Source organism: Thiobacter sp. AK1, assembly GCF_039822265.1.
In the GTDB taxonomy this organism is placed as follows: Bacteria; Pseudomonadota; Gammaproteobacteria; order Burkholderiales; family Thiobacteraceae; genus Thiobacter; species Thiobacter aerophilum.
Window position 1 is genome coordinate 169,553 of record NZ_JBAJEX010000003.1, and the last position, 25,218, is coordinate 194,770.

A 25,218-nucleotide genomic window follows, 5' to 3' on the forward strand; every position below is an offset into this window, starting at 1 on the left:
CCGTCTGGCGTGGCAGAGCCTCATCCCAGGTTCTTGACGATGGCAGGACCCAAAGCATTGGCCACGGGCAAGGGCAAGCGCTTCCACAAGGCAATGAACAGCCGGTACTTGGGATTGGCAGGGTTGTGCTGGGGAATGGCGGGCAAGCGCACGAGGTCGTACTCGTAATGCAGGGGCTGGGGTTCGAAGCCCCAGTTCTTCTTGAAATCGAATTGGCCGGTGCCGCGCTTGCTGCGTCCGTAGTCGAACACGCGGTAGCCGCGCTCGCAGGCATGACGCATCAGCGCCCAGTACTTGAAATCGTTGGCCGCCAATTCGCGCGCAACTGGTACGTCGCCCGCGTAATAGGGGAGCACCTCATCGCGAAACCAGAAGGTGAGGACACCCGATACCGGCCGCCCGGCGTGGGTCACGATGAGCACGTCGCAATCTGCACCAAACACTTCTTTGAGGAGCGCGAAATAGCGACGCGGCAGCGCAGGCGTGCCGTGGCGGTGCACGTTATCGGCGAACAGGGCGTAGAAGCGCTCCACGTCGCCATCGAACTCGGCCTTGAGGCCATGCTTCATGCCCTTGCGCACCATGGCGCGCTGCTTGCGGGGGATGGCCTTGAGGTTGGTCTCCACGTCGGGCGCGATTTCCTTACGAAAGGTGTAGTAGAGGTCTTGGGTCGGCCAGTCGCGGTGGAAGGGGCGCAAATTCCGGTATTCCAGATGGCCGACGCAAAGTTGCCGCGCCAGCGCCCTGGCATGCGTATCCAGGGCCTGGCGCGCGTCTTCGTCCGTGGCGGCGATTCCGCCATAGACGCAGAACGCGTTGGAAATCAGCGCGTGGCCGAACAGGCGGCTCTTGATTTCCGTGAGAGGCAGCACGCCCACGATGGTCCCATCACGCTCGGCGAACAGGTAATGGGTGCGGTGACCGAAGGCGCGCTCGATCACGGTTTTCCAGCCCGCGCGGTGGAAAAAGGTGGCCTCCGGGCAGGCCGCAACGAAGGCGTCCCAGCGCGCGGTGTCGGCGGCCGTGAGGGTGCGTACCGCAAGCCTCAGTGCGTCGCGTTCAAGAAGATGCGGTCCATCCGGTCCCATTGGAAATCCTCGAGCAGACGGTTGAGGCGACCTTCCATGCGCGATAGGTTGACGTAGTGCCGGAAGCGGGTCTTGGCGCCCACGCCGCGCTGACGCGGTTGGTCCGGGTCGATTTCCCACGGATGAAAGTAGAAGATGCCGGGCTGGCCATCACGCCGGTTCACGCGGTTGAGCATCCAGCGCGAAATGGGATAGGGCAACAAGCGGAACCAGCCGCCACCGGCAGCGGGCAGATTGCGTCCGAAAAGTTGCACCGTGGTAGCGGGCAGTTCCATCACGCCATCCTGGCCGCGTGGATGGTGGGCGAAGCGCGGCGCATCCGGCATGCCGTAGTGGTCGTGGCGCACGGGGTAAATGCTGGAGCTGTAGCGGTAACCGGCCTGCGCCAGCTCATCCAAAGCCCATAGGTTGTGATGGTTGATGGAAAAGCTCGGCGCCCGATAACCCAGCACCGGTACCCCCGCGGTGTCTTCCAGGATGCACTTGGCGCGCGTAATGTCGGTGCGGAACTGCGCGCGACTTTGCTCACTGGCGCGCCGGTGGGCATAACCGTGGCTGGCAAGCTCATGCCCCGCCGCGACGATGCGACGCACGAGCCCCGGATAGCGCTCCGCCACCCAGCCCAGGGTGAAGAAGGTGGCATGGGTGCCGTGCTCGGCGAGCAGAACTAGGATACGCTCCACGTTGCGCTCCACGCGGCAGGGGAGATGCTCCCAGTGCTCGCGGGGAATGTGGCGAGCGAAGGCGGAGACGTGGAAGTAATCCTCCACGTCGATGGTCATGGCGTTTTTCATGCCGCTTTCGTCCTTGCGCATGGAAGCTTGAGCCAGCCCGACAGGTGCGCGGCGATGCGCCGTGCCGCCTGACCGTCCCAGTATTCCGGCAGCCGCCCCGCCTTGCCGCCGGTGGCGAGGATATCGGCAACCGTGGCCAGAATGGCCTCACGCGAAGATCCCACCAGCGTGTTGGTGCCTTCCTCCACCGTGATGGGCCGCTCGGTGTTCTCGCGCAGCGTGAGGCAGGGCACGCCCAGTGCGGTGGTTTCCTCTTGGATGCCGCCGGAATCGGTGAGCACCAGGCGGGCATCGCGCATAAGGCCCAGCATTTCCAAGTAGCCTTGGGGCGGCAGGAGATGGATGCGGGAATCGCTGATCAGCTTCTCCAGGCCAAACTCTCGGATGCGCGCTCGCGTGCGCGGGTGCAAGGGAAACAGCAAGGGCAGCTGTAGCGCGATCTCCTTCATGGTGGCAAGCAGGCGGGTGAGGGTAGGCGCGTGGTCCACGTTGGAGGGACGATGCAGGGTGAGCACGCCATAGCCGCCGGGGGCAAGCGAATCCGTGACACCGGCAGTGGCCAGAGTGACCGCCACGGGCACCGCCCGCGGCAGGTTGTGGCGCAGGGTGTCGATCATCACGTTGCCGACGAAATGGATGTGCGACGGGTCGATGCCTTCCCGCGCCAGATTGGTAGCCGCCGATCGTTCGGTGGTGTAGAGCAGGTCCGAGAGCTGGTCGGTGAGCACCCGGTTGATCTCTTCCGGCATGCTGCGGTCGAAGCTGCGCAAACCGGCCTCTACGTGGATCACCGCCACGCCTTTTTTTGCCGCCACCAGGGCGCAGGCGATGGTGGAATTGACATCGCCCACCACCAGTACCGCGCGCGGCCGCAGTGCGTCCAACACGGGCTCGAAGCGGCGCATGATCTCGGCAGTCTGCTGGGCGTGACTGCCCGAGCCCACTTCCAGGTTGATGTCCGGCTCAGGGATGCCCAAATCGGCGAAGAAGCGCTGATTCATGGCTTCGTCGTAGTGCTGACCGGTGTGCAGCAGCCGCGCAGGAATGCCGGATTCGGCGAACGCCGCCATGATCGGCGCGATCTTCATGAAATTGGGACGTGCGCCCACCACGCACAGCACGCCACCTTGCAGCGCGTCGGGATGCTCAGCCATGGGAAATGCGCTCCCCGGCCTTGTCCTCGCCCAGGGTATGCAGCAGTTTGCGCATCATGGCCAACAGGCGGTTCAACGACCGTTCGATGCCTTCGATCCGTTCCTCCAGGCCCGGCGCGCCCTGCGCCGCCGGCACGGCGGCAAGCCCCGGTTTGGGCTTAACGGGCGCCGTGCTGTAGACCACCTCCTGGGAGAGATCGTCGATCACCTCCTGCACTTCCGCCCGGTCGAAATGATGCTTCTCCGCCAGGAAACCCAACAGCATGAGCCGGTCGCAGAGGGTGTTGATGCGACGCGGAATGCCTCCCGTGAACTCATGGATCAGCTGGTAGGCGGCGTCGCTGATGGAAGGGTCGCCCTGCCAGCCGACCAGGTCGAGGCGATGCTGGATGTAGGCGCGGGTCTCCGCCGCATCCATGGCAGAGAGGTGATAGGAGGCGATCACCCGCTGCTTGAGCTGCTGCAATTCCTCGCTCTGCAAAGTGGCGCGGAATTCCGGCTGGCCGAGAAGGAAGCTTTGCAGCAATGGCTCGTTGCCGTGCTGGAAATTGGACAGCATGCGTAGCTCCTCCACCGCCCGCGGCGAGAGGTTCTGCGCCTCATCCACCACCAAGAGCGCCCGCTTGCCCTGGCGGTGCACGGAAAGCAGGTAGCTCTCCAGCTTCTTGAGCAGCGAAGCCTTGTTCAGACCCTCTTGCTCCAGCCCGAAAGCGCCCGCCACGGAACGCAGCATATCGTCGGCGTCGAGCTGGGTAGAGACGATCTGCGCAGCCACCACGTCCTCGTGCTCCAGCTTCTTGAACAGGTTGCGCACCAGCATGGTCTTGCCGGCACCGATCTCGCCGGTGATGACGATGAAGCCCTCCTTCAAGCTCAGGCCGTATTCCAGATAGGCCATGGCCCGTTTGTGGCCCTTGCTGCCGAAGAAGAAGCGCGGGTCCGGATTGAGGGAAAAAGGCTTGGCCCGTAGGCGATAAAACGCTTCGTACACGGCGGCGTCCTGCTCAGAACTGGTAGTTGAGGGTGCCGATCACGGCGTTCTCCCGGAAGTCTGCACCGGCGACGTCGCTATCCCGTTGCTGGTGTCGCAGGTTGAGGCTGCCGGTGAGCTGCGGATTGAAGCTGCGCGCAAGACCCAGATTGAACACCTTGAGGTTGTCAGTGCGGTTGAGCACGGTGAAGCGGTTACGGGTGAAACTCGCGGAGCCGGTGGCCGTGAGCCGCGGCGACAGACGCCAGGAGACACCGAAATTCACGCCCCGCTGCTTGATGGTGTTGGTGCTGGCGAAGGGCCCGCCGGCGATGAGGCTACCCGCCGTGGTGCCGGATTCCAGCGCCTCGCGGGAGAGATCGTAATAAGACAACACGGTGGTGGTCTTGGCGGTGGAAAAAGCCACCGAGGCATCGAAGCGCTTTTGCAGATAGACCAGCTGCGACAAGATGTGGAGGGGGTCGCTCAGCGTGGCGGGCAGGTTGAGCAGACTAATCAGGGTCGCCACGAACTGCGCTCGGGCGGTGGGATCCGGGATGCTTGCCTGATACAGCGCATCCAAAAAGGCCGCAGTGGAGAGCGTGGCCGGCACGGTGAACTGGCTGGTGAAGGTCGTCACGTCCCGGCTGTAGCCGGCATGCCAGTTGGTGCGGCGCATGCGGTGATCGAGCTTCAGGCCATAGGTCTTGCCGAAATAACGCTCGCCGGTGAAGGCCGACAGCTCGCTGCGCGAGGTGGGATTCCAGGTCGCCCCCACCTGCCAGAAGCTGCCGGCCGCTTTCTTGCCCGCCAGGGGCACGTAGTTGTTGTCGTCGTAGCCGGCCGTGGCCGTGAGCTGCAGGCGGGGTTGGATGCGGTAGCCAAGCGTGCCGTAGGTGGTGGAAAAACGCACATCCGGGCGGCTTCGGTAGTCGATGCTCTGGCTGCTGTGGTGCAGGCCCCAGGAAACGCCCCGGAACGCGCTGCCGCTGGTCAAGGCCACCTGCACGCCATCGACGGTGGAATCGGACACGCCGTTTCCGGAACGCACTTCACTGTGGGTGTAGCGCAGAAGGCCGTTCGCGGTGGGGCCAAAGCGGTGCTGCCAATAGGGGCTCAACGTGATCTGGCTTACGTTGGTGACGTTGCCGGCGGTGGTGGCAGTGTCGGCGCCGATGGGCCCCAGCAGGGACGTGATCTGCTGGCTGATGGTGGCCGTGGCATCCAAGAACAGTTCCTCTTGGTAGAGCTCCGCCTTCGCGCGCGCCGCGAGCTGGTGGAAAGTACGGCTGCGGCTCGACTCATCGGCATAGAATAGGTTTCGCATGCGGTAGGAGAAGTCTGCTTCCAGCCGCGCGCCCTTCTTCGAAAGGGTGACGTAGGGCGCAAGCTCGGTGATGAAATCGCTGTTGCGATTGGCCGCGGACAAGTCCACGTTGTCGGTGTAGGTCTCCTTCGCCGTGAGGCCCGCTTCCAGCTTCCAGTCGGCGCCGTAGGTCGCGGGCAGGGCCGGCAACGCCGCCAGCAGCAGCGCGAGACGCAGGTGGTGGCTCTTCTCCATCTTGGTCCTGATCCTCCCCGTGTCTTCCGTCACCGTTCAGGTGCCATATTTGCCGTAACCATAGCCATAGCCGTAGTAGCCACCGGCACTCTGGGGGCCGGTCGTCTTGTTGAGCAGGAGGCTGATGGCGGCGCCCGAATCCTCGATCAGCTCCAACGCTTCGCGCAAGGCGCTTTGGGGCGTGTGGTCCGCCTCCACCACCATCACGATCTGGCCCATGTGGGAAGCCAGCACGCTCGCCTCCGAGGTGGCCAGCAGCGGCGGCGAATCGAAGATGACGATGCGGTCGGAATAGCGATTGGCCATGTCATCCACCAAGCGGTTCATTGCCTCGCTGGCCAGAAGCTCGGTGGCATGCTTGTAGGGCTTGCCCGCGGGCAGGAGGGTGAGTTTCTCGATGTTGGTCTTAAGCAACACGTCTGGCAGCGCGAGCCCGTCGCTGCGCAAGACGTCGAGCAGTCCATCCTTCTCGCCCGGCACGCCCAGGTATTGCATTAGCTTGGGCTTGGCCACGTCGGCATCCACCAGGAGCACCGTGCGGTCCATCTCCATGGCGATGGAAATGGCGAGGTTGATGGCACAGAAGGTCTTGCCTTCGCCCGGCAGGGAACTGGTCACCAGGATCATGTTGCCGCGCGGCACCGCCTCGCCGCCCTGACCGGTAGCATTGATCAGCAGGGGACGCTTGATGAGACGGAACTCTTCGGCGATCTCGGTCCGCTCGGCGTCCGGCGTGACGAAGCCAGCGCTTTTCAAGCGCGCCAAGTTGACCATGACGCTCTGGGCCGTGACCGGCGCGGCGCTGCGCGCCGGCTCGCGGCCGGGCGTGCCGGAGCTGGTCTGCTTCGCCATCGCCTGGGCGATGAGATCCCGTTTTGCTGCGGGAGCGGCAGTGTGCTGGCTGTCGTCTTCCTGGGAGGCGGCGGGCGCAGTCTCGCCGGCTAGTTTGTTGACGGCTTTTTCGATCAGACTCATGGTTTGCTCCCCGCTAGGTCAGGCGCGGCCAAGCAGCGCGAGGGCGGAGACAAGCGCGCCCCAAGCACCGATCAGACTGCCCACGGCGGCCGCGAAGGCCGCAAGGCCCCGCCGCCGCTGCCGTTTCTGGGCGGGACTCCACACCATGGAAACCGAACCCAGGATAGGATAGTCGGCCACCGCGCGCAGCGCCGTACGATCCGGAATGACGGGAATGATCTGGCTCACCAGGAAGGCCACCGCGACCCCCGCGCCAAGGGCCACCAAAAGCACCAGCGACAAAAGCAGCGGCCGGTTGGGGAAGGCGGGCTTGGAGGGCACGCGCGGCGGATCCACCACACGGAAGTCGATGACCTCGGTCTTGGATTCCATTTGTTCGGAGATCTCCGCCGATTCCAGGCGCTTGAGCAGCTGCTCGTAATTGGCCTTCTGCACCTCATAGTCGCGGGTGAGCTGGGTGAGCTCGGCCTCGACCTGGGGCACCATGTTGACCGCATGCTTGAGCTGGGCGTGGCGCGCAGCCAACTCGTTCACGCGCGCCTTGAGGGAGGCCACGTTGGCCTCGGCCTCCGCCAGGGCGATGCCGAGCTGCTGGTAGAAGGGATTGGGTGAGCTCCCCGCGGAGACAGCGGTGGGCTTGCGATTCTTCGCCTCCTCCCGCTTCTGGGCTTCCAGTTGGTCAATGAGGCGTTTGGTGGCGACCACGTCCGGGTGGCGTTCGGTATAAACCAGTCGCAACTGATCGAGCCGCCGCTGCTGCTCCTGGATGCGGGCATCGAGCTCCGGATTGGCGGCCCCTAGGGGTTGGGCTTCCTTCTCGATCTCGGGACGCTCATCGGCGAGCTGGCGCTTCAACTGGTCACGCCGCGACTCCGCCTCCCGCAGCGCCAGTTGGGCTTCTGATAGCGCCTGCTGGGCGGCGGCCAGCTTGGCAAAATAGTCGCCGCCTTCTCCCGGCATCAGGCCCACGTGCTTCTGCTTGAACTCCTTGAGCGCGTTCTCCGAAGCGACCAGCTTTTCCTCGTAGCTCTTGAGCTGGTCCTGGATGAAGCGTTTGGCGGTGTCCGTGTCCTTGCGCTTGGTGCCCAGGCTGCTTTCCACCAGGATGGTGAGCAAAGACTGCACCACTCGCTTGGCCGTTTCCGGATCCCGGTGCTGATAGCGGATGACATAGAGGTTGTCGCCCCGCGCCGCCTCCAGCTTGATGTCGTTGGCCAGCCCGTCGAGCAGAGCCTCCATTTCCTTGGGCGTCTTGGCGCTGACGTCCAGGTCGGTCATGCGCGCCACCTTTTCCATGTTGGGCCGGGAGATCAGGGTGCGCGTCATCATGGTCACGATCTGATCCATGTTGGGTGCCACGGTGAGCCCGGACATGAGCGGCTTGAGGATGGACTGGGTGTCGATGTACACGCGCGCCGTCGCCTCGTAACGGTTGGGGGTGAGATACACCCAGGTCCAGCCGACCAGGGCGATCAACCAGGCGACCACCACCGCATACCAGCGGCGCAGCCACATGGCGCGCAGATAGGACATCAGTTTGGCAAGGACTTCATGCATGGCGCACCCCTCGGTACCGGCGCGTAGCCGGGTCAGGCCTGGTCAGAAGAAGCTTTCCGGAATGATCAGCACATCACCCGGCATCATCTCCACGTTGGCGGAAATGTCGCCGCCACGGATGAGATCGTCCAGGCGCACGGAGAACTGCTGCTGCTTGCCCCCATAGGTGCGCACGATGGTGGCCTTGTTACCCGCGGCGAAATCGGTGATGCCACCCACCGCGATCATCACGTCCATCAGACTCATCTTTTCGCGATACTGCAGGGCCTGGGGCTTGGCCGCCTGACCGATGACACGAATCTGCTGACTGTAGGGGCCGTTAAAGCCGGTGACCATCACGGTCACGATGGGATCCTGGATAAACTTGGCCAGATGCTTTTCCAGATCCCGCTCGAGCTGGGTAGGGGTTTTGTTGGCGGCCACCATGTCATCCACCAGGGGGGTGTTGATCTTGCCGTCGGGGCGCACCGTGACGCTCGTGGACACTTCCGGGTTGCGCCACACTTGGATGCTCAGGGAGTCGCCAGGGCCGATCAAGTAATCCGGCGCACCCTTGATGTCGGCCTTCGCCGGCGCGGGCGCAAAATCACCCGTGCTGGCACAGCCGGCCGCAAGGAGCGTGGCCGCCAGAAGCGCGAAGACAGGCGTGATGACTCGGTTCATTTTTCCCCTCCTTGAAGATCCCGATGATGAATTCCCGGCACAAGCGTTCTTGCTAAGACACATCAATTGTGGCAAGCAAGTATAAGATCTCATGGCATTTTCTTCAGCCGCCGCGCGTTCGGAAGCGTTGCGCTGGAAACCGGGTATGAGAGCATGCAATATTTGGGCCATACAATCGGCCAAAGGTTATAGGCGGCGCATGACGGGGGTGTTGCGCCCATCATGCGCGGGATCAGGGCCCACAGCAAGCCCGCCCGCGCCACACCTGACGATCTTCTGCCAGAATGGCGGCTTTTCAGGAGCTTGACATGACCGATTCCACTTTACCGGCGCACGACCTCGCCAGCCTGCGCGCCCGGCTCCGGGCTTTCGCGCGGGAACGGGATTGGGAGCAGTTCCATAGCCCCAAGAACCTGGCCATGGCCCTGATCGTGGAAGCGGCCGAGTTGTTGGAACCCTTCCAGTGGCTGACGCAAGAACAAAGCCTGAGCCTCGACCCGGAAACGCGCCGCGCCGTGGCAGAAGAGATTGGCGATGTGCTGATTTATCTCGTGCGTCTGGCGGACGTTTTGGACATCGACCCTCTCGAGGCGGCCTTCGCCAAGCTGGAAATCAACGCGCGCAAGTATCCGGTGGACAAGGCACGTGGCCACAGCCGCAAATACGACCAACTTCGGTGACCAAGCCGGCAGCGGATTGGGCCCGGTATAATGACCTTTTGGCTGCCTGACGACGATGTCCCTTTACTACCGCTATCACGTCTTCTTCTGCACCAACCAGCGCGAGGATGGCGCGGCCTGCTGTGCCGATCATGGTGCGCAGGCCATGCGCGACTACGCCAAGCGGCGCATCAAGGCACTGGATCTCAACGGCCCCGGCAAGTGCCGCATCAACACCGCGGGCTGCATGGATCGTTGTAGCGAAGGACCGGTGCTGGTGGTCTATCCCGAGGGGGTTTGGTACACCTACGTGGATCACGCGGACATCGACGAAATCATCGAAGAACATCTGGTCCATGGCCGCGTGGTCGAGCGGCTCAGAATCAGCTAGCAAGGATGACGCAAGTCCGTGACACCCGCCCACCAGCTCCGCATAACGGACAACCCAAGGCAATGGCCACGAGGCGCGCCGATGCGCGGGGTGGCGTCCTTACCGCCATTCCGGCTAAGCGCAGCGAAAGCCGGGGGCCAGGAAGCGGCAGCGCCTGTCGTGACGTCGGCTGGGACCCCCCCATGCGCGACAATGGCGGTGCACACACAGCATGTCAGGTATGTTGGTAAAGTCCGGTAGTGGCCCGGTTTAGGCTGCGCATCGACGGTCCGGCCGGCAAGATCGAGACCGTCATCGACGATCCAGGCGCGACCCGCAAGGGCATCGCGCTCATCGCCCATCCCCATCCCCTGCATGGCGGTAGCCTGGAAAACAAGGTGGTGAAAACCATCGCCGATACCCTGCATGATCTCGGTCATGTGAGCGTGCGCTTCAACTTCCGCGGCGTGGGGGGAAGCGGCGGCGAATACGATGGGGGTCGCGGCGAGGTGGAGGACATGCTGGCGGTGCACGATTTCGTGCGAGCCCGCTATCCGGCGCTACCGGTGATCCTCGCCGGTTTTTCCTTCGGTGCCTACGTGCAAAGCGTGGTGGCGCAGCGCCTCAAACCACGGCACCTGCTCCTAGTGGGACCGGCAGTGAACCTGTTCGCCATGGGGGAGGCGCCTTGCGGAACGATCGTCATCCACGGCGAGCATGACCAGCTGGTGCCGGCAGAAGAAGCGCGCCGCTGGGCGCAGAGCCACGGCTGCACCTTCGCCCTGGTGCGCGGCGCGGATCATTTCTTCCACAAGAAACTGGCCTGCCTGCGGGAGCACATTGAGACCCTATGTCCGTGCTGAAGGCACAGGGCCTGCGTAAAGCTTACGGCGGCCTGGAGGTGGTGGCCGGGGTGGACCTGGCAGTCGAGAAGGGTGAGTGTTTCGGCCTACTCGGTCCCAATGGCGCGGGCAAGACCACGACCTTGCGTCTTTTGCTCGGGCTGATCGAGCCGGATGGCGGCTCGATCGAGCTATTGGGCGAGCCGGTGCCCAAGCGGGCGCGGCAAGCCAGACAACGGGTGGGCGTGGTGCCCCAGGTGGACAACCTGGATCCCGACTTCACCGTGGAAGAAAACCTCCTGGTCTATGGTCGCTATTTCGGGCTAACGGACCGGGCCATCGTCATGCGCATTCCCGCCCTGTTGGAGTTTGCCGGGCTCGCCCACCGCGCGCAGGCCCCCATCGCCACCCTGTCCGGTGGCATGAAGCGCCGCCTGACCCTGGCGCGCGCCCTGGTGAACGACCCGGACGTGGTGTTCCTGGACGAACCCACCACCGGCCTCGATCCCCAGGCGCGGCATCTCCTGTGGCAGGGTTTACGCCGCCTCACCGCCCAAGGTAAGACGCTCATCCTCACCACTCATTTCATGGAGGAAGCAGAAAGGCTGTGCGACCGGCTCGCCATCCTGGACCAAGGACGGATCATTGCCCACGGCACGCCACGGGCGCTCATCGCAAGCCACATCGAACCCTTCGTGGTGGAAATCTACGGTGAGCAGGCCGCGCCCTGGGCGGAAGCCTTCGGCAGCCGGCTGTGTGGGCGGCTCGAGCGCGCAGGCGAGAGCGTGTTCTGTTACACCGAGGATGGCGCAGCCCTGATGGAAAATCTGCGCGGGCAGCCCGGGCTCAAGGTCACCCACCGTCCCGCCAACCTGGAGGACGTGTTCCTCAAGCTCACGGGCCGGGAGCTCAGAGACTGATGCGCCACTTTACTCTGCCTCGGCCGAGCCTACGCTGCGTGCCCGTTTGGCGGCGCAATTTCCTGGTATGGAAGAAACTCGCCATTCCCTCCATGCTGGGCAACCTGGCCGACCCCATGCTCTACATGCTGGGCCTAGGCTTCGGACTTGGGGCGCTACTGCCGGACGTGGGCGGCGTGCCCTATCTCACCTTCCTGGCGGGCGGCACGGTCGCCTATTCCACCATGAACAGCGCTACTTTCGAGACCCTCTACTCGGGCTTTTCGCGCATGCACGTGCAAAAGACCTGGGATGCCATCCTCAACACCCCCCTCACCCTGGACGACATACTGCTGGGAGAATGGCTGTGGGCCACCTCCAAGGCGCTGCTGTCGGGCTTGGCCATCCTCGCCATCGTTTGGGCGCTGGGACTCAACGCCTCGTTTGCCATGTCCCTGTGGATCATTCCCGTGGTCATCCTCACCGGATTGTGCTTTGCCGGCATGGGACTGGTGATGAACGCGGTATCACCCAACTACGACTTTTTCCTCTACTACTTCACCCTGGTGATCACCCCCATGGTCCTGCTGTGTGGGGTGTTCTACCCGGTCTCGCAGCTGCCAGCGGCCCTACAGAAGCTCTCCGCTTTTCTGCCCCTCACCCACGCCATCGAACTGGTGCGGCCGATCATGCTGGGCGAGGCGCCGCACGCCATCGCGCTGCATGTGCTGGTGCTGCTTGCCTATGGCGGCGTCGGCTTTTGGCTGGCGTTGGGGCTGACGCGCAAGCGGCTGTTGAGCTGATCCGGCTTCTGGTACCCTCATATGACAAATGGTAGGCTGGCAGCCTTCACTTGTACTGGGGGACCCTCATGACCGCAAACCCGCCTCTCACTGCACGACCGCTGGAAGAACGCAGCTTCGCAACCCACGATGGCGTGCAACTCTTCTACCGCCACTGGCCGGCGACCGGCGCGACGCCCAGGGGCGCGGTGGTGCTGTTTCATCGCGGTCACGAACACTCGGCGCGCATGGCGCATGTGGTGGATGAACTGAATCTGCCGGACTTTGCCTTTTTCGCCTGGGATGCGCGCGGACACGGCCGGTCGCCCGGCGAGCGCGGCTTCAGCCCCAGCTTCGGCACCTCGGTGCGCGATGTGCAGACCTTCATCGAGCACATTCAGTCCGAGTATGGTCTGGCAGAAGAAAATCTGGCCGTGGTCGCGCAAAGCGTCGGCGCGGTGTTGATTTCCGCCTGGGCGCACGATTACGCGCCGCGCATCCGCTGCATGGTGTTGGCGTCTCCCGCTTTCAAGGTGAAGCTCTACGTGCCCTTCGCGCGGTCCGGCCTGCGCCTGATGCAGAAATTGCGCGGCCATTTTTTCGTCAACAGCTACGTCAAGGCGAAATTTCTGACGCACGATCCGGCGCGCATCGCCAGCTACGACAGCGACCCGCTGATCACGCGCCCGATTTCGGTCAACATTTTGCTGGCGCTGTATGAAACGGCCGAACGCATCGTGGCGGACGCCGGCGCCATCACCATCCCGACGCAACTGCTGATTTCGAGCGCGGATTGGGTCGTGCATCACACGCCGCAGCACCGCTTTTTCGAGCGGCTGGGATCGACAATCAAGGAGAAGCACGTATTCGACGGCTTCTTCCATGACACCCTGGGCGAACAGGATCGCGCGAAGGCTTTGGACAAGGCGCGCGCCTTCATTCTCGCGCGCTTCGAGGCGCCGTGGCAGCGCCCGGATCTGACGCAAGCCCATGTCGCCGGTTACACCGCCGACGAAGCGGCCCGCCTTGCCGCGCCCTTGCCCGCCCTCTCGCCGCGTGGCCTGTACTGGGCGCTCACGCGGCTGTCGCTGAAATTTCCGGGCCGCCTGTCGCGCGGCGTGCAGCTCGGCCATGAAACCGGTTTCGATTCCGGTTCGAGCCTGGACTATGTGTATCGCAATCAGGCGCAAGGCACGACGCCGCTTGGCCGGATGATTGATCGCATTTATCTCGACGCCATCGGCTGGCGTGGCATCCGTCAGCGCAAAGTGCATGCCGAAGAATTGATTCAACTGGCCGCCACACGGCTGCGCGAAACAGGCCAGCCGGTGCATGTGCTGGACATCGCCGCCGGCCATGGCCGTTACGTGCTGGAAGCATTCGAGCGCGGCGCGATACAGCGACCCGACTCGCTGACCCTGCGCGACTACAGCGACATCAATGTCAAAGCCGGCGCGGCGTTGATCGCCGAGAAAAATATGGCGGGCTTCGCGCGCTTCATTCAGGCCGATGCCTTCAACGCCGACAGCATTGCCGCTGCCGATCCGCGCCCCACGCTCGGTATCGTGTCCGGCCTGTATGAATTGTTTCCGGACAATACGCTGATCCAGCGTTCCTTGAGCGGCTTCGCGCGCGCGCTGCCCGTGGGCAGCTATCTGGTTTACACTGGCCAGCCCTGGCATCCGCAACTGGAATTCATCGCCCGCGCCCTGACCAGCCACCGCAAGGGCATAGCCTGGGTGATGCGCCGTCGCACGCAGGAGGAATTGGATCAATTGGTATGCGCGGCGGGCTTTCGCAAGATCACCCAGCGCATTGACGAATGGGGCATTTTCACCGTGTCGCTGGCGCAGCGGGTGAAATGAGCGACGCCCGTGCCGCGCGCCCCTGGAAGACGGCCATCGCCTGGCTGATTTTTCTCGGGCCATTTTTCTTCCTTACCTATGGCACCGCCAACACGCTGGCGGCTGCCCGCGCCAATGTGCCTTCGATCGTGTTCGACTGGGAGCGGCATCTCCCGTTCTGGGATTGGAGCATCCTGCCTTACTGGTCGATCGATGTGCTGTACGGCGCGTCTCTATTCGTGTGCGCGACGCGGGCGCAACTCAACATCCATGTCAAGCGCCTGATCAGCGCGCAGTTGATTGCGGTCGCATGCTTTCTACTGTTTCCGCTCACCTTCAGTTTTGAGCGGCCATCGACCAGCGGCTGGGCCGGCGAGCTGTTTACCCTGCTCGCCGGCTTCGACAAGCCTTTCAATCAGGCGCCGTCGCTGCACATCGCGCTGCTGGTGAGTCTGTGGGTGCTGTATGAGCCATTCGTGCGCGGCGCGGGCCGCTGGCTGCTGCACGCCTGGTTCGCGCTGATCGGCGTGTCGGTGCTCACCACCTATCAACATCATTTTTTTGACGTGCCGACCGGCATGCTGCTCGGCTGGCTGTGCGTGTGGGCGTGGCCAGAACATCAAGCCAGCCCATGGGCCGACGCGCATCTCACGGGCGACGCGCGCCGGCGCGCGTTGGCTTTGCGCTATGGCGCGGGGGCCGCTATCGCCGCGCTGCTGGCGATGCAATTCGGCGGCGGTGCGTTGTGGCTGTTCTGGCCGGCGGTGTCGCTGCTGCTGGTCGCGCTGTGCTATCTGCTGCTCGGCCCGCGTGGATTTCAGAAGCGGACGGATGGCGCGCTGAGTCCTGCCGCCACGTGGCTTTACGCGCCCTATCTGCTCGGCGCCTGGATCAATTCGCGTTGGTGGACGCGCAATCATGAGGCCGCGCACGAGATCGTGCCCGGCGTATGGCTCGGGCGCCTGCCTGGGCCGCGCGATGCCCTGTGGTCGAAAATTCGCACCGTCATCGACATGAGTGCGGAGGTGCCCTTGAGCACCCCGCGCGGCAGCCAGGTGGAAGTCATTGGCTTTCCCACCCTGGACCTGACCATGCCGCGCCGCGAAACCTTGGAGCAAGCCGTGGGGGCCATCGAGGCCGCGCGCCACAAGGGGCCCGTGCTGGTGTGTTGTGCGCTGGGCTATTCGCGCAGCGCGCTGGCCGTCGCGGCCTGGATGCTGCGCCACGGCGAAGCGCGCGACGTAGCGCATGCCTTGCAAGTCATTGCGCGGGCGCGACCTGCCATCGTTCTGGGCGCGGAGCATCGGGCCACGCTGGAAGCCTTGTATGCCGGCGCATGAGACGCCCTGGTCGCTGGAAATTGTCGTCGCCATGTTGCGCGCGGCCCGTCTGGTCACATGGCTGTCGCTGCTGTTCACCGCCGCCGCGCTTACGCCCTGGCTGGGCGGGGCGCCCGCGCCGCTGCGGGGCATGATCGTCATACTGGGCATCGGCGCGATCTGGTACGGCGTGCGCATCGCCATTGACGCGCATTTGTTTCGTCGCCTGCAAGCAGCGGGGCCCGACACCGGATTGGACGCGCTGGATCAAGCGCTGACCCAATTGGGCTGGATGAAACCCGACAAGCTTGGCCGCTGCATGAACGCACGCATTCAGGGCGCGTTGCGTCTGGTACGCTGGCAGGTGGGGCTGACGCTGGCGCAAGGCCTTGGGATCGTGACTGTATTCATGTGGTAACTTCACTATAAAGACCCGAGATGCCCAGCATCTATCAACTCAAACCCGCTTTTCAACGATTGCTGCGACCGCTGACCCATGCGTTGGCGCGCGCCGGCGTCACTGCGAATCAAGTCACCACCGCCGCGGTGCTGCTCTCCTTTGCTACCGGCTGGTGCGTGTGGCAATTCCCTGCCGAGCGCTGGCCCTGGCTGCTGGTGCCGGTGTTTCTGTTCGTGCGCATCGCGCTGAATGCCATCGATGGCATGCTGGCGCGCGAGCATGGGCAAAAAAGCCGACTGGGCGCGCTGCTCAATGAGCTGGGCGATGTGCTCTCGGATGCGGCGCTCTACCTGCCGTTTTCAGTGCTGCCGGCGATCTCGCCGATGCTGGTGGTGCTCATCGTCCTGTTGGCCACGATCAGCGAAATGACCGGCGTGGTGGCGATTCAAATCGGGGCCAGCCGCCGCTACGACGGGCCGATGGGGAAGAGCGATCGCGCATTCGTGTTCGGCGCGCTGGGACTGGCGCTGGGGATGGGGGTCGCGCCGGGCGGATGGATCAATTGGCTGCTGGGGGTCGTGCTGGCCCTGCTGGTGCTGACCACGCTCAACCGGGCGCGCAAGGCGCTTGTGGAAAACGCGTGATGTTCGACCATCTGAAACCGAATGTGCTGTGGGCGCTGGGCGGGGTGATCGCCGTGCTGGTACTGGCCAGTGTGATCGTTGCGGTTCTGGCGGCAGTGCGGCGCGACAAGGACTACGGCGAACTCAAGCTGCGCATGCGGTCCTGGTGGTGGATGGTCGGCATTTTCGCCGCCGCCATGCTGCTCTCGCCGACGGCGGCGGTGGTGTTCTGGGGTTTTGTCAGCTTTCTCGCGCTCAAGGAATACCTGTCGCTCATTCCCACCCGCCGCGCGGACCGGCGCGTGCTGTTCTGGGCCTATCTCGCGATTCCGATTCACTACTACTGGGCGGGCATCGCGTGGTATGGGATGTTCGTGATTTTCATTCCGGTGTTCATGTTTCTGCTGTTGCCGCTGCGCATGGTGACCATCGGCGAGACCCAAGGCTTTTTGCGCGCGGCGGGCACCTTGCACTGGGGCATGATGGCCATGGTGTTCTCGATCAGTCATCTGGCCTATCTGCTGGTGCTCGATCCGGCGAAAAATGCGGCGGGTGCCGGCGCGGGCTTGCTCTTGTATCTGGTGTTCCTCACCCAGTTCAACGATGTGGCGCAATACACTTGGGGCAAACTGTTCGGCAAGCACAAGGTGATCCCGAAAGTGAGCCCAAAAAAAACCTGGGAGGGGTTGATCGGCGGCATCCTGACCACGCTCGCGCTCGCGGTGCTGATCGCGCCCTACCTCACGCCGCTGCGCTTGTTAGAAGCAATTGGCGCCGGATTGATCATCGGCGTGTTCGGATTCATCGGCGACGTCACCATTTCCGCGGTCAAGCGCGACATCGGGGTGAAGGACAGCGGCACGCTCATCCCCGGCCACGGCGGCGTGCTGGATCGCGTTGACAGCCTGACCTATACCGCGCCGCTGTTTTTCCACTACGTCTATTACCTGCACTACTGATGGGGGTTCGCGTACTGCGTCTGCTGTTTTTCTTGCTGGTGGTACGCCCGCTGGCACTGATTGTCATCGGCCTGAACGTGCGGCATCGCGAACGCCTACCTGCTTCGGGGCCGGCGATTGTCGTCGCCAATCACAACAGCCATCTCGACACGCTGGTGCTGATGTCGCTTTTCCCGCTGGCGCTTTTGCCTAAGCTGCACCCGGTGGCGGCGGCGGATTATTTTCTGCGCAATCGTATCGTTGCCTGGTTTGCGCTCAACATTATCGGCATTGTGCCCATCAAGCGGCGCGCGATGGGCGTGGAAGATCCGTTGGCGGCCGCGAGCCAAGCCATCGCACAGGGCGATATTCTGATTCTGTTTCCTGAGGGTTCGCGCGGCGAACCGGAGCGGTTGGCCGAGTTCAAATCGGGTGTGGCGCATTTGGCCAAGCGCCATGCTGCCGTGCCTGTCGTACCGGTGTTTCTGCATGGCTTGGGCAAGGCCCTGCCTAAAGGCGAAGCACTGCTCGTGCCATTCTTTTGCGATGTCTTTTTGGGCCTCCCGCTGTATTGGGGAGGAGACAAGCACAGTTTTCTGTCCACGCTGGAAGCGCAGATCAACGCACTCTCCGCAGAAGGAAATTTTGCGCCGTGGGAATAACTTAAGCGACGCCGGCCGCTTGCTGATCGGCGTGGTACGAGCTGCGCACCATCGGCCCGCAGGCGGCGTTGCTGAAGCCCATCTCCCGCGCGGCGGTCTCGAAGGCCTTGAATGCCTCCGGCGTGACGAAGCGCTTCACCGGCAGGTGATGTTTGGAGGGCTGCAAATACTGGCCGAGGGTGAGCATGTCCACGTCGTGATCACGCAGGTCGCGCATGACCTCGAGGATTTCCTCATCCGTCTCACCCAGCCCGACCATCAATCCCGACTTGGTGGGCACGTCTGGGTGCCGCGTCTTGAAATCCTTGAGCAGACGCAGGGAGTGGGCATAGTCGGCACCGGGGCGGGCGGCCTTGTACAAACGAGGGACGGTTTCCAGATTGTGGTTCATCACGTCCGGCGGCGCGGTCCCGAGGATGTCAAGCGCCAATTCCAGGCGCCCGCGGAAATCCGGCACCAGGATTTCGATCCGGGTGGCGGGCGAGGCTTGTCGCACCGCGCGGATGCAGTCCACGAAATGCTGCGCGCCCCCGTCGCGCAGATCGTCCCGGTCCACGCTGGTGATCACCACATAGCTTAGCTTCAGGGCAGCGACGGTTTGCGCCAGGTGTGCCGGCTCCTGGGAATGCGGGGCCTGCGGCTTGCCATGGGCCACATCGCAGAAGGGACAGCGTCGGGTGCACACCTCACCTAGGATCATGAAGGTGGCCGTGCCGTGGGAAAAGCACTCGCCAATGTTGGGGCAGGAGGCTTCCTCGCACACCGTGTGCAGCCCATGTTCCCGCAGGATCTGCTTGATCTCGAAGAAGCGGGGGCTGTTGGGCGACTTGGCGCGGATCCAGGCAGGCTTCTTCGCCACCGGCTCCGGCACGATCTTGACCGGAATGCGCGCGGTCTTGGCGGCGCCTCGCTGGGCGGTGGGGTTTTTGTGGGAATCGCTCATATCTCGAAGTCACACTCGCCGCACGGCGCGCCCGAAGCGGGCATTGTACATGGCTTCACCACTGGAGCGGCTGCCCCACGATGGCTTGCATCACAGGGCAGCGCACCGATGGGACGCCCCGAAACGACAAACCCGCGCAGGTTCTAGGGGTGTCATCGCATTGCCGGGGCGCGCGTTTCCCGGTTAGAATCGCGAACTTTTCACCGAATTTTGCAGGGTTTGGCGATGGACAGACGGAGCTGGCTCAAGGGCACCCTCTACCGCCCGGATTTCGAGCAGGACAGCTGCGGTTTCGGCTTGATGGCGCAAATGGATGATAAGCCAAGCCATTGGCTGGTGCAAACCGCGATCAACTCGCTGGCCTGTCTCACCCACCGCGGCGCCGTGGCCGCCGACGGCAAGTCGGGTGACGGCTGTGGTCTGCTATTCAAGAAGCCCGATGCCTTCCTGCGCGCCGTGGCCAAGGAGGCGGGCTTCACGCTCAAGGACAAATACGCTGCGGCGCTGGTGTTTCTCAACACGGACGCGTCGGCTGCCCTCACCGCGCGCGACATTTTAAGCCGCGAGCTCGCCGCCCAGGGCCTGGAGGTGGCGGGCTTTCGGCCGGTGCCCATCAATCCCGAGGCCTGCGGCGAGTATGCGCTGGCCACGCTGCCCGTGATCGAGCAGGTGTTCGTGAACTGTCCGGACGACGTGACGGAAGAGGTCTTCGAGCGCAGGTTGTTCATCGCTCGCCGCCGCGCGGAGAAGGCCATCGAATCCCACGATCCCACCTTCTACATTCCCACCCTGTCCTCCCGCGTCATCGCCTACAAGGGTCTGGTGATGCCGGCCAATTTGCCGGTGTTCTACCCGGACCTGCGCGATGAGCGCTTCACTTCCAGCCTGGCGGTTTATCACCAGCGCTTCTCCACCAACACCTGGCCCCAGTGGCGGCTGGCCCAGCCCTTCCGCTACCTCGCCCACAACGGCGAGATCAACACCCTGCAGGGCAATCGCAACTGGTCCAAGGCGCGCGAGGTGAAGCTTGCCTCGCCGCTGATTCCCAACATGGACGACGTGCGTCCGCTGGTGAACACGACGGGCTCCGATTCCTCCAGCCTGGACAACATGCTAGAAGGCCTGCTCATGGGTGGTGTGCCCCTGTTCCGGGCGCTGCGCATGCTGATCCCGCCGGCCTGGCAGAACGTGGACGAGATGGACCCGGACCTGCGCGCCTTCTACGAATACAACTCCATGCACATGGAGCCTTGGGATGGCCCCGCGGGCATCGTGCTCACCGATGGCCGTTATGGCGTCTGCGCCCTGGACCGCAACGGCCTGCGCCCGGCGCGCTACGTGGTGACCAAGGACCGCTATCTCACCATCGCCTCGGAAGTGGGGGTGTGGGATTACAAGCCAGAGAACGTGGCAATCAAAGGCCGCATCAAGCCCGGCGAGATCGTGGCGGTGGATCTGGCCACGGGGCAGCTGCTTTTGCCCCACGACATCGATGATCAGCTCAAGCGCGCGCAACCCTACCGGCAATGGCTCAAGGAGAACGTGCGTTATCTGGAATCCTCACTCAGCCAGCCCCAGACCTTGCCCCTCATGAATGCCCACGAGGTGTTGGTGCACCAGAAGCTATTCAACGTCACCTTCGAGGAACGCGATCAGGTGATCCGCGTGCTGGCGGAGGATGGGCAGGAAGCCGTGGGATCCATGGGCGATGACACGCCGATGGCGGTATTGTCGCAGATGGTGCGTTCGCCCTTCGACTACCTGCGTCAGCAATTCGCCCAGGTGACCAACCCGCCTATCGATCCCATCCGCGAAGCCATCGTCATGTCGCTCAAAACCTGTTTTGGTCCCGAGCGCAACCTGTTCGAAGAGACGCCCGAGCATGCGCGGCGCATCGAGGTGCATTCGCCCGTGCTCACCCACGAGAAGTTCGTCTTCCTCACCCAGCAGGCAGGCCCGGAATACAAATCGGTCACCCTGGATCTCAACTACGATCCGGCGCAGCGCTCGCTCAAGAACGCCATCGAGGCGCTCGCCGGCCGTGCAGTGGAGGAAGTGAAGAAGGGCGCGGTGATCGTGGTGCTATCCGACCGCGCCATCACCCGCGACAAACTGCCCGTCCACGCTTTGTTCGCGGTGGGAGCAGTGCACCATGCCCTGATCCGGGCAGGCCTGCGGTGCGACTGCAACATTGTGGTGGAGACAGGGACCGCGCGCGATCCCCACCATTTCGCCTGTCTGATCGGCTACGGCGCGACGGCGGTCTATCCCTATCTCGCCTATCAGGTGATCCATGATCTCATCCGCAGCCACGAGATCAAGGAATCCCTGGAGGATGCCATCGCCCATTACGTGAAAGGCATCAACAAGGGCCTGCTCAAGATCACGTCCAAGATGGGCATTTCCACCATCGCTTCCTATCGTGGGGCGCAGCTCTTCGAGGCGGTGGGCATGCACGAGGAAGTGGTGGAACTGTGCCTGACGGGCACGGTAAGCCGGATCTCTGGCGCCAACTTCGATGACTTCGAGCAGGATCAGAAGCAGCTTGCGCGCCATGCCTTCGATCCGCGCAAACCCCTGTCCCAGGGAGGCCTGCTGAAATTCATCTTCGGTGGTGAGTATCACGCCTACAACCCGGACGTGGTGATGCAGCTGCAGAAGGCGGTCCAGAACGGCGATTACGAGGAATACAAGAAATACGCCGATCTGGTGAACAATCGGCCGGTGGCCATGCTGCGGGATCTGATGAAGCTCAAGACCGGGCTCCAACCCATCCCTCTGGAAGAGGTGGAGCCCATCGAGAACATTCTGAAGCGGTTCGACTCGGCGGGCATGTCCCTGGGGGCGCTTTCGCCCGAGGCCCACGAGGCGCTGGCAGAGGCCATGAACCGCTTGGGTGGTCGCTCCAACTCCGGCGAGGGTGGCGAGGACCCGGCGCGCTACGGCACCATCAAGATGTCGAAGATCAAGCAGGTGGCCTCCGGCCGTTTCGGCGTCACGCCCCACTACCTGGTGAACGCCGAGGTGCTGCAGATCAAAATCGCCCAGGGCGCCAAGCCCGGCGAAGGGGGGCAATTGCCGGGCGACAAGGTCTCACCCATGATCGCCAAACTGCGTTGCTCCAAGCCCGGCATCTCGTTGATCTCGCCGCCGCCCCACCACGACATCTACTCCATCGAGGACCTGGCCCAGCTCATCTTCGATCTCAAACAGGTCAATCCCGAGGCGCTGGTTTCGGTGAAGCTGGTAGCGGAACCGGGGGTGGGTACCGTGGCCGCCGGCGTGGCCAAGGCCTATGCCGACCTCATCACCATTTCCGGCTATGACGGCGGTACCGGCGCCTCGCCTCTCACCAGCGTGAAGTATGCCGGCACACCCTGGGAACTGGGGCTCACCGAAACCCAGCAGGTGCTGCGCGCCAACGGCCTGCGTGGCCGGGTGCGGGTGCAGACCGACGGCGGCCTGAAAACCGGCATGGACGTGGTGAAGGCGGCCATCCTGGGGGCCGAGTCCTTTGGCTTCGGTACCGGCCCCATGGTGGCCCTGGGCTGCAAATACCTGCGTATCTGCCATCTCAACAACTGTGCCACCGGTGTGGCCACCCAGGATGCGCGCCTGCGGCAGAAATACTTCATCGGTCTGCCTCAAATGGTGATGAACTACTTCACCTTCATCGCCATGGAAACCCGCGAGCTGATGGCGAGCCTGGGCGTTCGCACCATGGAAGAGCTCATCGGCCGCGTGGATCTCCTGGAACTGATGGAAGGCCAGACCCCCAAGCAAAAGCGTCTGACCTTGGATGTTCTCCTCAACCAGAGCGGCATCCCGGACTCTGAGCCCAAGTATTGCGTCCAGGCGCGCAACCCCTCCTTTGACAAGGGAGAGCTCGCTGAAAAAATGGTGGCCGATGCGCGTGAAGCAATCCGCGATCGCAAACCCATTCGGCTCTTCTATCCCATCCACAACACCAACCGCTCCATCGGGGCGCGGCTATCCGGAGAGATCGCCCGCATCCATGGTGCGGAAGGCCTGCCGGAGGACTGCATCCACATCAAGCTCATGGGCAGTGCCGGCCAGAGTTTCGGTGTGTGGAATCACAAGGGGTTGACCCTGGAACTGGAAGGCGACGCCAACGATTACGTGGGCAAGGGCATGGCGGGTGGCCGCATCATCATCTATCCGCCACGCTCATCCACCTTCCTGGCGCATGAAGCGGCCATCATCGGCAACACTTGTCTCTACGGCGCCACCGGCGGCCGCCTGAATGCCGCTGGGGTGGCCGGGGAGCGCTTCGCCGTGCGCAATTCCGGCGCCCTGGCGGTAGTGGAGGGTGCGGGCGATCACTGCTGTGAATACATGACCGGCGGCTGCGTCATCGTGCTGGGTCGGGTGGGGCTCAACTTCGGTGCCGGCATGACCGGCGGTTTTGCCCTGGTGTACGACGAGGATGGTGGCTTTGTGCGCCGCTACAACAACGAGCTCATCGACATCCACCGCATCACCAACGAATCCACGGAGGAATACCGCCAGTTCCTGCGCGAGAGAATCGAGGAGCACGTGGCCCTCACCGGCAGCCGCCGTGGCCAGGAGCTGTTAGCGGACTTCGACAACACGGTGGCGAAGTTTTACCTCGCCAAGCCCAAGGCCCTTAAGCTAGACAGCTTGTTGAAGGACTAGGTGCGCGGCGCGTGGGCGCGATTTACGCCTGCCCGCGCAAGGAGTGGGACCTGTTTGTGGAAACCAGATAATGGGTGACATTTTTCAGTTTCTGAACGTGCCGCGGCGAGACGGCAACAAGACGCCGGTGGAAGTGCGCATCAAGCAGTTCAAGGAAATCTATGCGCCCTTCGATGCCAACCAGGCGGCGGAACAGGCGGATCGCTGCTTGGGCTGCGGCAACCCCTATTGCGAGTGGAAGTGCCCAGTCCACAACTACATCCCCAACTGGCTCAAGCTGGTAAGCGAGGGCAATCTGCTTGAGGCGGCGGAGCTATGCCACAAGACCAACTCCCTGCCGGAGATCTGCGGCCGGGTCTGTCCCCAGGACCGGCTGTGCGAAGGGGCCTGCACCTTGAACCAAGGCGGCTTCGGCGCGGTGACCATCGGTGCGGTGGAGAAATACATCTCGGACGAAGCCTTCAAGCTGGGCTGGCGGCCGGATCTGTCGGACGTGACCCCAACCGGCAAGCGAGTGGCGGTGGTGGGTGCGGGCCCGGCCGGCCTGGCCTGCGCCGACGTGCTGGTGCGCAATGGTGTCAAGCCCGTCGTCTATGACCGCTACGACGAAATTGGCGGGCTGCTCACCTTCGGCATTCCCGAATTCAAACTGGAGAAGGAAGTCGTTCGGCGGCGGCGCGCCATCCTGGAAGGGATGGGCGTGAGCTTCGTGCTCAATACCGAGATCGGCCGCGACCTCCCATTTCAGAAGCTTCTCGACGAATACGATGCGGTCTTCCTGGGCATGGGCGCCTACACCTACATGAAAGGCGGTTTCCCCGGCGAGGATCTACCAGGCGTGTACGAAGCCCTGCCCTTCCTCATCTCCAACGTTCGCCATTGCCTAGGCTTGCCCCCCAATGAGACCGGTTACATTTCCATGGAAGGCCAGCGCGTGGTGGTGCTGGGCGGCGGCGATACCGCCATGGACTGCAATCGCACCTCCATCCGTCAGGGCGCGAAGTCCGTGATCTGTGCTTATCGCCGTGACGAGGCCAACATGCCGGGTTCCCGTCGCGAAGTGGCCAACGCCAAAGAAGAGGGCGTGCAGTTCCTATGGAACCGCCAGCCGGTGGAAATCGTTGGTCATGGCAAAGTAGAAGGGGTGAAGCTGGTCACCACCGAGCTGGGCGCGCCCGATGCCCGCGGCCGGCGCACGCCCCAGGTGGTGCCGGGTTCCGAGGAGATCATTCCTTGCGACCGGGTGATCATCGCCTTTGGTTTCCGGCCCAGTCCCCAAGCCTGGTTCGCCGAGTACGGCATCAGCACCGACCAGGCCGGACGCGTGCTCGCCAAGGGCCATGCCCATCCCTACCAGACCGCGCACCCCAAGGTGTTCGCCGGCGGCGACATGGTGCGTGGCTCGGATCTGGTGGTCACTGCGGTCTGGGAGGGCCGCCAGGCGGCCGCCGGCATCCTCGCCTATCTGGGCGTTTGACGAGCCGTTAAGCGTGAGGGG

22 protein-coding genes are annotated in these 25,218 nt (G+C 63.5%); 13 read left to right on the forward strand and 9 right to left on the reverse strand.

Going from position 1 to position 25,218, the window contains the following annotated elements; all coding sequences use genetic code 11:
* Nucleotides 1-20: 20 nt before the first annotated feature.
* Genes V6E02_RS05760 through V6E02_RS05795 form a run of 8 tightly spaced genes read right to left on the reverse strand, consistent with a single transcriptional unit; the run spans nt 21 to nt 8,762 of the window.
* Complete coding sequence (locus tag V6E02_RS05760; protein WP_347307822.1) at nt 21-1,088, reverse strand: FemAB family XrtA/PEP-CTERM system-associated protein; 1,068 nt, start codon at nt 1,086-1,088, stop codon at nt 21-23.
* The gene (locus V6E02_RS05765) at nt 1,046-1,882 is read right to left on the reverse strand and encodes an XrtA system polysaccharide deacetylase (RefSeq protein WP_347307823.1); all 837 of its coding nucleotides are present in this window, start codon (nt 1,880-1,882) and stop codon (nt 1,046-1,048) included. Before V6E02_RS05765 ends, V6E02_RS05760 begins: the two co-directional genes overlap by 43 nt.
* Nucleotides 1,879-3,036 carry a non-hydrolyzing UDP-N-acetylglucosamine 2-epimerase gene (wecB, locus tag V6E02_RS05770; RefSeq protein WP_347307824.1) on the reverse strand — a complete coding sequence of 386 codons (1,158 nt, stop codon included), beginning with the start codon at nt 3,034-3,036 and terminating at the stop codon, nt 1,879-1,881. Before wecB ends, V6E02_RS05765 begins: the two co-directional genes overlap by 4 nt.
* Entirely contained in the window at nt 3,029-4,027 is a 999-nt protein-coding gene (locus V6E02_RS05775) for an XrtA/PEP-CTERM system-associated ATPase (protein ID WP_347307825.1), read from the reverse strand. Before V6E02_RS05775 ends, wecB begins: the two co-directional genes overlap by 8 nt.
* Before the next feature lie 13 nt (nt 4,028-4,040).
* The gene (locus V6E02_RS05780) at nt 4,041-5,567 is read right to left on the reverse strand and encodes a TIGR03016 family PEP-CTERM system-associated outer membrane protein (RefSeq protein ID WP_347307826.1); all 1,527 of its coding nucleotides are present in this window, start codon (nt 5,565-5,567) and stop codon (nt 4,041-4,043) included.
* A 36-nt stretch (nt 5,568-5,603) separates the two neighbouring features.
* Nucleotides 5,604-6,542, reverse strand: a complete 939-nt coding sequence (locus V6E02_RS05785; protein WP_347307827.1) for an XrtA-associated tyrosine autokinase — start codon at nt 6,540-6,542, stop codon at nt 5,604-5,606.
* Nucleotides 6,543-6,560: 18 nt separating this feature from the next.
* Nucleotides 6,561-8,099 carry an XrtA system polysaccharide chain length determinant gene (locus V6E02_RS05790; RefSeq protein WP_347307828.1) on the reverse strand — a complete coding sequence of 513 codons (1,539 nt, stop codon included), beginning with the start codon at nt 8,097-8,099 and terminating at the stop codon, nt 6,561-6,563.
* Nucleotides 8,100-8,141: 42 nt separating this feature from the next.
* Nucleotides 8,142-8,762 carry an XrtA/PEP-CTERM system exopolysaccharide export protein gene (locus V6E02_RS05795; protein ID WP_347307829.1) on the reverse strand — a complete coding sequence of 207 codons (621 nt, stop codon included), beginning with the start codon at nt 8,760-8,762 and terminating at the stop codon, nt 8,142-8,144.
* A gap of 308 nt (nt 8,763-9,070) precedes the next feature.
* Here V6E02_RS05795 and V6E02_RS05800 point away from each other — a divergent pair, with 308 nt between their 5' ends.
* From V6E02_RS05800 to V6E02_RS05850, 11 genes are all read left to right on the forward strand, one after another.
* The gene (locus V6E02_RS05800; protein WP_347307830.1) at nt 9,071-9,442 is read left to right on the forward strand and encodes a nucleotide pyrophosphohydrolase; all 372 of its coding nucleotides are present in this window, start codon (nt 9,071-9,073) and stop codon (nt 9,440-9,442) included.
* A 55-nt stretch (nt 9,443-9,497) separates the two neighbouring features.
* Complete coding sequence (locus V6E02_RS05805) at nt 9,498-9,812, forward strand: (2Fe-2S) ferredoxin domain-containing protein (protein WP_347307831.1); 315 nt, start codon at nt 9,498-9,500, stop codon at nt 9,810-9,812.
* A 239-nt stretch (nt 9,813-10,051) separates the two neighbouring features.
* Nucleotides 10,052-10,654 carry an alpha/beta hydrolase gene (locus tag V6E02_RS05810; protein WP_347307832.1) on the forward strand — a complete coding sequence of 201 codons (603 nt, stop codon included), beginning with the start codon at nt 10,052-10,054 and terminating at the stop codon, nt 10,652-10,654.
* Nucleotides 10,642-11,553 (forward strand): ATP-binding cassette domain-containing protein, encoded by a 912-nt coding sequence (locus V6E02_RS05815; protein WP_347307833.1) that lies wholly within the window; start codon nt 10,642-10,644, stop codon nt 11,551-11,553. Before V6E02_RS05810 ends, V6E02_RS05815 begins: the two co-directional genes overlap by 13 nt.
* A complete protein-coding gene (locus V6E02_RS05820; RefSeq protein WP_347307834.1) occupies nt 11,553-12,335 on the forward strand; it encodes an ABC transporter permease in 783 nt (260 codons plus the stop codon). Before V6E02_RS05815 ends, V6E02_RS05820 begins: the two co-directional genes overlap by 1 nt.
* 68 nt (nt 12,336-12,403) lie before the next feature.
* Complete coding sequence (locus V6E02_RS05825) at nt 12,404-14,179, forward strand: bifunctional alpha/beta hydrolase/class I SAM-dependent methyltransferase (protein WP_347307835.1); 1,776 nt, start codon at nt 12,404-12,406, stop codon at nt 14,177-14,179.
* Nucleotides 14,176-15,498 (forward strand): phosphatase PAP2/dual specificity phosphatase family protein, encoded by a 1,323-nt coding sequence (locus V6E02_RS05830; RefSeq protein WP_347307836.1) that lies wholly within the window; start codon nt 14,176-14,178, stop codon nt 15,496-15,498. Before V6E02_RS05825 ends, V6E02_RS05830 begins: the two co-directional genes overlap by 4 nt.
* On the forward strand, nt 15,485-15,895 hold the full coding sequence (locus V6E02_RS05835; protein ID WP_347307837.1) for a hypothetical protein: 411 nt from the start codon (nt 15,485-15,487) through the stop codon (nt 15,893-15,895). The genes V6E02_RS05830 and V6E02_RS05835 overlap by 14 nt, the downstream gene beginning before the upstream one ends.
* A 20-nt stretch (nt 15,896-15,915) precedes the next feature.
* Nucleotides 15,916-16,521: a CDP-alcohol phosphatidyltransferase family protein gene (locus V6E02_RS05840; RefSeq protein WP_347307838.1), complete on the forward strand. Its 606-nt coding sequence runs from the start codon at nt 15,916-15,918 to the stop codon at nt 16,519-16,521.
* The gene (locus V6E02_RS05845; RefSeq protein WP_347307839.1) at nt 16,521-17,459 is read left to right on the forward strand and encodes a phosphatidate cytidylyltransferase; all 939 of its coding nucleotides are present in this window, start codon (nt 16,521-16,523) and stop codon (nt 17,457-17,459) included. Before V6E02_RS05840 ends, V6E02_RS05845 begins: the two co-directional genes overlap by 1 nt.
* The gene (locus V6E02_RS05850) at nt 17,459-18,100 is read left to right on the forward strand and encodes a lysophospholipid acyltransferase family protein (RefSeq protein WP_347307840.1); all 642 of its coding nucleotides are present in this window, start codon (nt 17,459-17,461) and stop codon (nt 18,098-18,100) included. Before V6E02_RS05845 ends, V6E02_RS05850 begins: the two co-directional genes overlap by 1 nt.
* A 1-nt stretch (nt 18,101) precedes the next feature.
* On the opposite strand, the gene lipA is transcribed toward V6E02_RS05850, so the two are convergent.
* Nucleotides 18,102-19,043 (reverse strand): lipoyl synthase, encoded by a 942-nt coding sequence (gene lipA / locus V6E02_RS05855; RefSeq protein WP_347307841.1) that lies wholly within the window; start codon nt 19,041-19,043, stop codon nt 18,102-18,104.
* A gap of 225 nt (nt 19,044-19,268) precedes the next feature.
* On the opposite strand from lipA, the gene gltB reads away from it, so the two are divergent.
* Nucleotides 19,269-23,720, forward strand: a complete 4,452-nt coding sequence (gltB, locus tag V6E02_RS05860; protein ID WP_347307842.1) for a glutamate synthase large subunit — start codon at nt 19,269-19,271, stop codon at nt 23,718-23,720.
* A 70-nt stretch (nt 23,721-23,790) separates the two neighbouring features.
* Nucleotides 23,791-25,197, forward strand: coding sequence for a glutamate synthase subunit beta (locus V6E02_RS05865; RefSeq protein WP_347307843.1), 1,407 nt, complete (start codon nt 23,791-23,793; stop codon nt 25,195-25,197).
* Nucleotides 25,198-25,218: the final 21 nt, after the last annotated feature.

What these genes read in the sequence shown, in the direction of transcription:
- V6E02_RS05760 (WP_347307822.1), bottom strand. Translation starts at nt 1,088, where the DNA reads ATGGGACCGGATGGACCGCATCTTCTTGAACGCGACGCACTGAGGCTT.
- V6E02_RS05815 (WP_347307833.1), top strand. Translation starts at nt 10,642, where the DNA reads ATGTCCGTGCTGAAGGCACAGGGCCTGCGTAAAGCTTACGGCGGCCTG.
- V6E02_RS05780 (WP_347307826.1), bottom strand. Translation starts at nt 5,567, where the DNA reads ATGGAGAAGAGCCACCACCTGCGTCTCGCGCTGCTGCTGGCGGCGTTG.
- V6E02_RS05845 (WP_347307839.1), top strand. Translation starts at nt 16,521, where the DNA reads ATGTTCGACCATCTGAAACCGAATGTGCTGTGGGCGCTGGGCGGGGTG.
- V6E02_RS05795 (WP_347307829.1), bottom strand. Translation starts at nt 8,762, where the DNA reads ATGAACCGAGTCATCACGCCTGTCTTCGCGCTTCTGGCGGCCACGCTC.
- gltB (WP_347307842.1), top strand. Translation starts at nt 19,269, where the DNA reads ATGGACAGACGGAGCTGGCTCAAGGGCACCCTCTACCGCCCGGATTTC.
- lipA (WP_347307841.1), bottom strand. Translation starts at nt 19,043, where the DNA reads ATGAGCGATTCCCACAAAAACCCCACCGCCCAGCGAGGCGCCGCCAAG.
- wecB (WP_347307824.1), bottom strand. Translation starts at nt 3,036, where the DNA reads ATGGCTGAGCATCCCGACGCGCTGCAAGGTGGCGTGCTGTGCGTGGTG.
- V6E02_RS05840 (WP_347307838.1), top strand. Translation starts at nt 15,916, where the DNA reads ATGCCCAGCATCTATCAACTCAAACCCGCTTTTCAACGATTGCTGCGA.
- V6E02_RS05785 (WP_347307827.1), bottom strand. Translation starts at nt 6,542, where the DNA reads ATGAGTCTGATCGAAAAAGCCGTCAACAAACTAGCCGGCGAGACTGCG.
- V6E02_RS05830 (WP_347307836.1), top strand. Translation starts at nt 14,176, where the DNA reads ATGAGCGACGCCCGTGCCGCGCGCCCCTGGAAGACGGCCATCGCCTGG.
- V6E02_RS05865 (WP_347307843.1), top strand. Translation starts at nt 23,791, where the DNA reads ATGGGTGACATTTTTCAGTTTCTGAACGTGCCGCGGCGAGACGGCAAC.
- V6E02_RS05835 (WP_347307837.1), top strand. Translation starts at nt 15,485, where the DNA reads ATGCCGGCGCATGAGACGCCCTGGTCGCTGGAAATTGTCGTCGCCATG.
- V6E02_RS05800 (WP_347307830.1), top strand. Translation starts at nt 9,071, where the DNA reads ATGACCGATTCCACTTTACCGGCGCACGACCTCGCCAGCCTGCGCGCC.
- V6E02_RS05820 (WP_347307834.1), top strand. Translation starts at nt 11,553, where the DNA reads ATGCGCCACTTTACTCTGCCTCGGCCGAGCCTACGCTGCGTGCCCGTT.
- V6E02_RS05825 (WP_347307835.1), top strand. Translation starts at nt 12,404, where the DNA reads ATGACCGCAAACCCGCCTCTCACTGCACGACCGCTGGAAGAACGCAGC.
- V6E02_RS05765 (WP_347307823.1), bottom strand. Translation starts at nt 1,882, where the DNA reads ATGAAAAACGCCATGACCATCGACGTGGAGGATTACTTCCACGTCTCC.
- V6E02_RS05805 (WP_347307831.1), top strand. Translation starts at nt 9,498, where the DNA reads ATGTCCCTTTACTACCGCTATCACGTCTTCTTCTGCACCAACCAGCGC.
- V6E02_RS05790 (WP_347307828.1), bottom strand. Translation starts at nt 8,099, where the DNA reads ATGCATGAAGTCCTTGCCAAACTGATGTCCTATCTGCGCGCCATGTGG.
- V6E02_RS05850 (WP_347307840.1), top strand. Translation starts at nt 17,459, where the DNA reads ATGGGGGTTCGCGTACTGCGTCTGCTGTTTTTCTTGCTGGTGGTACGC.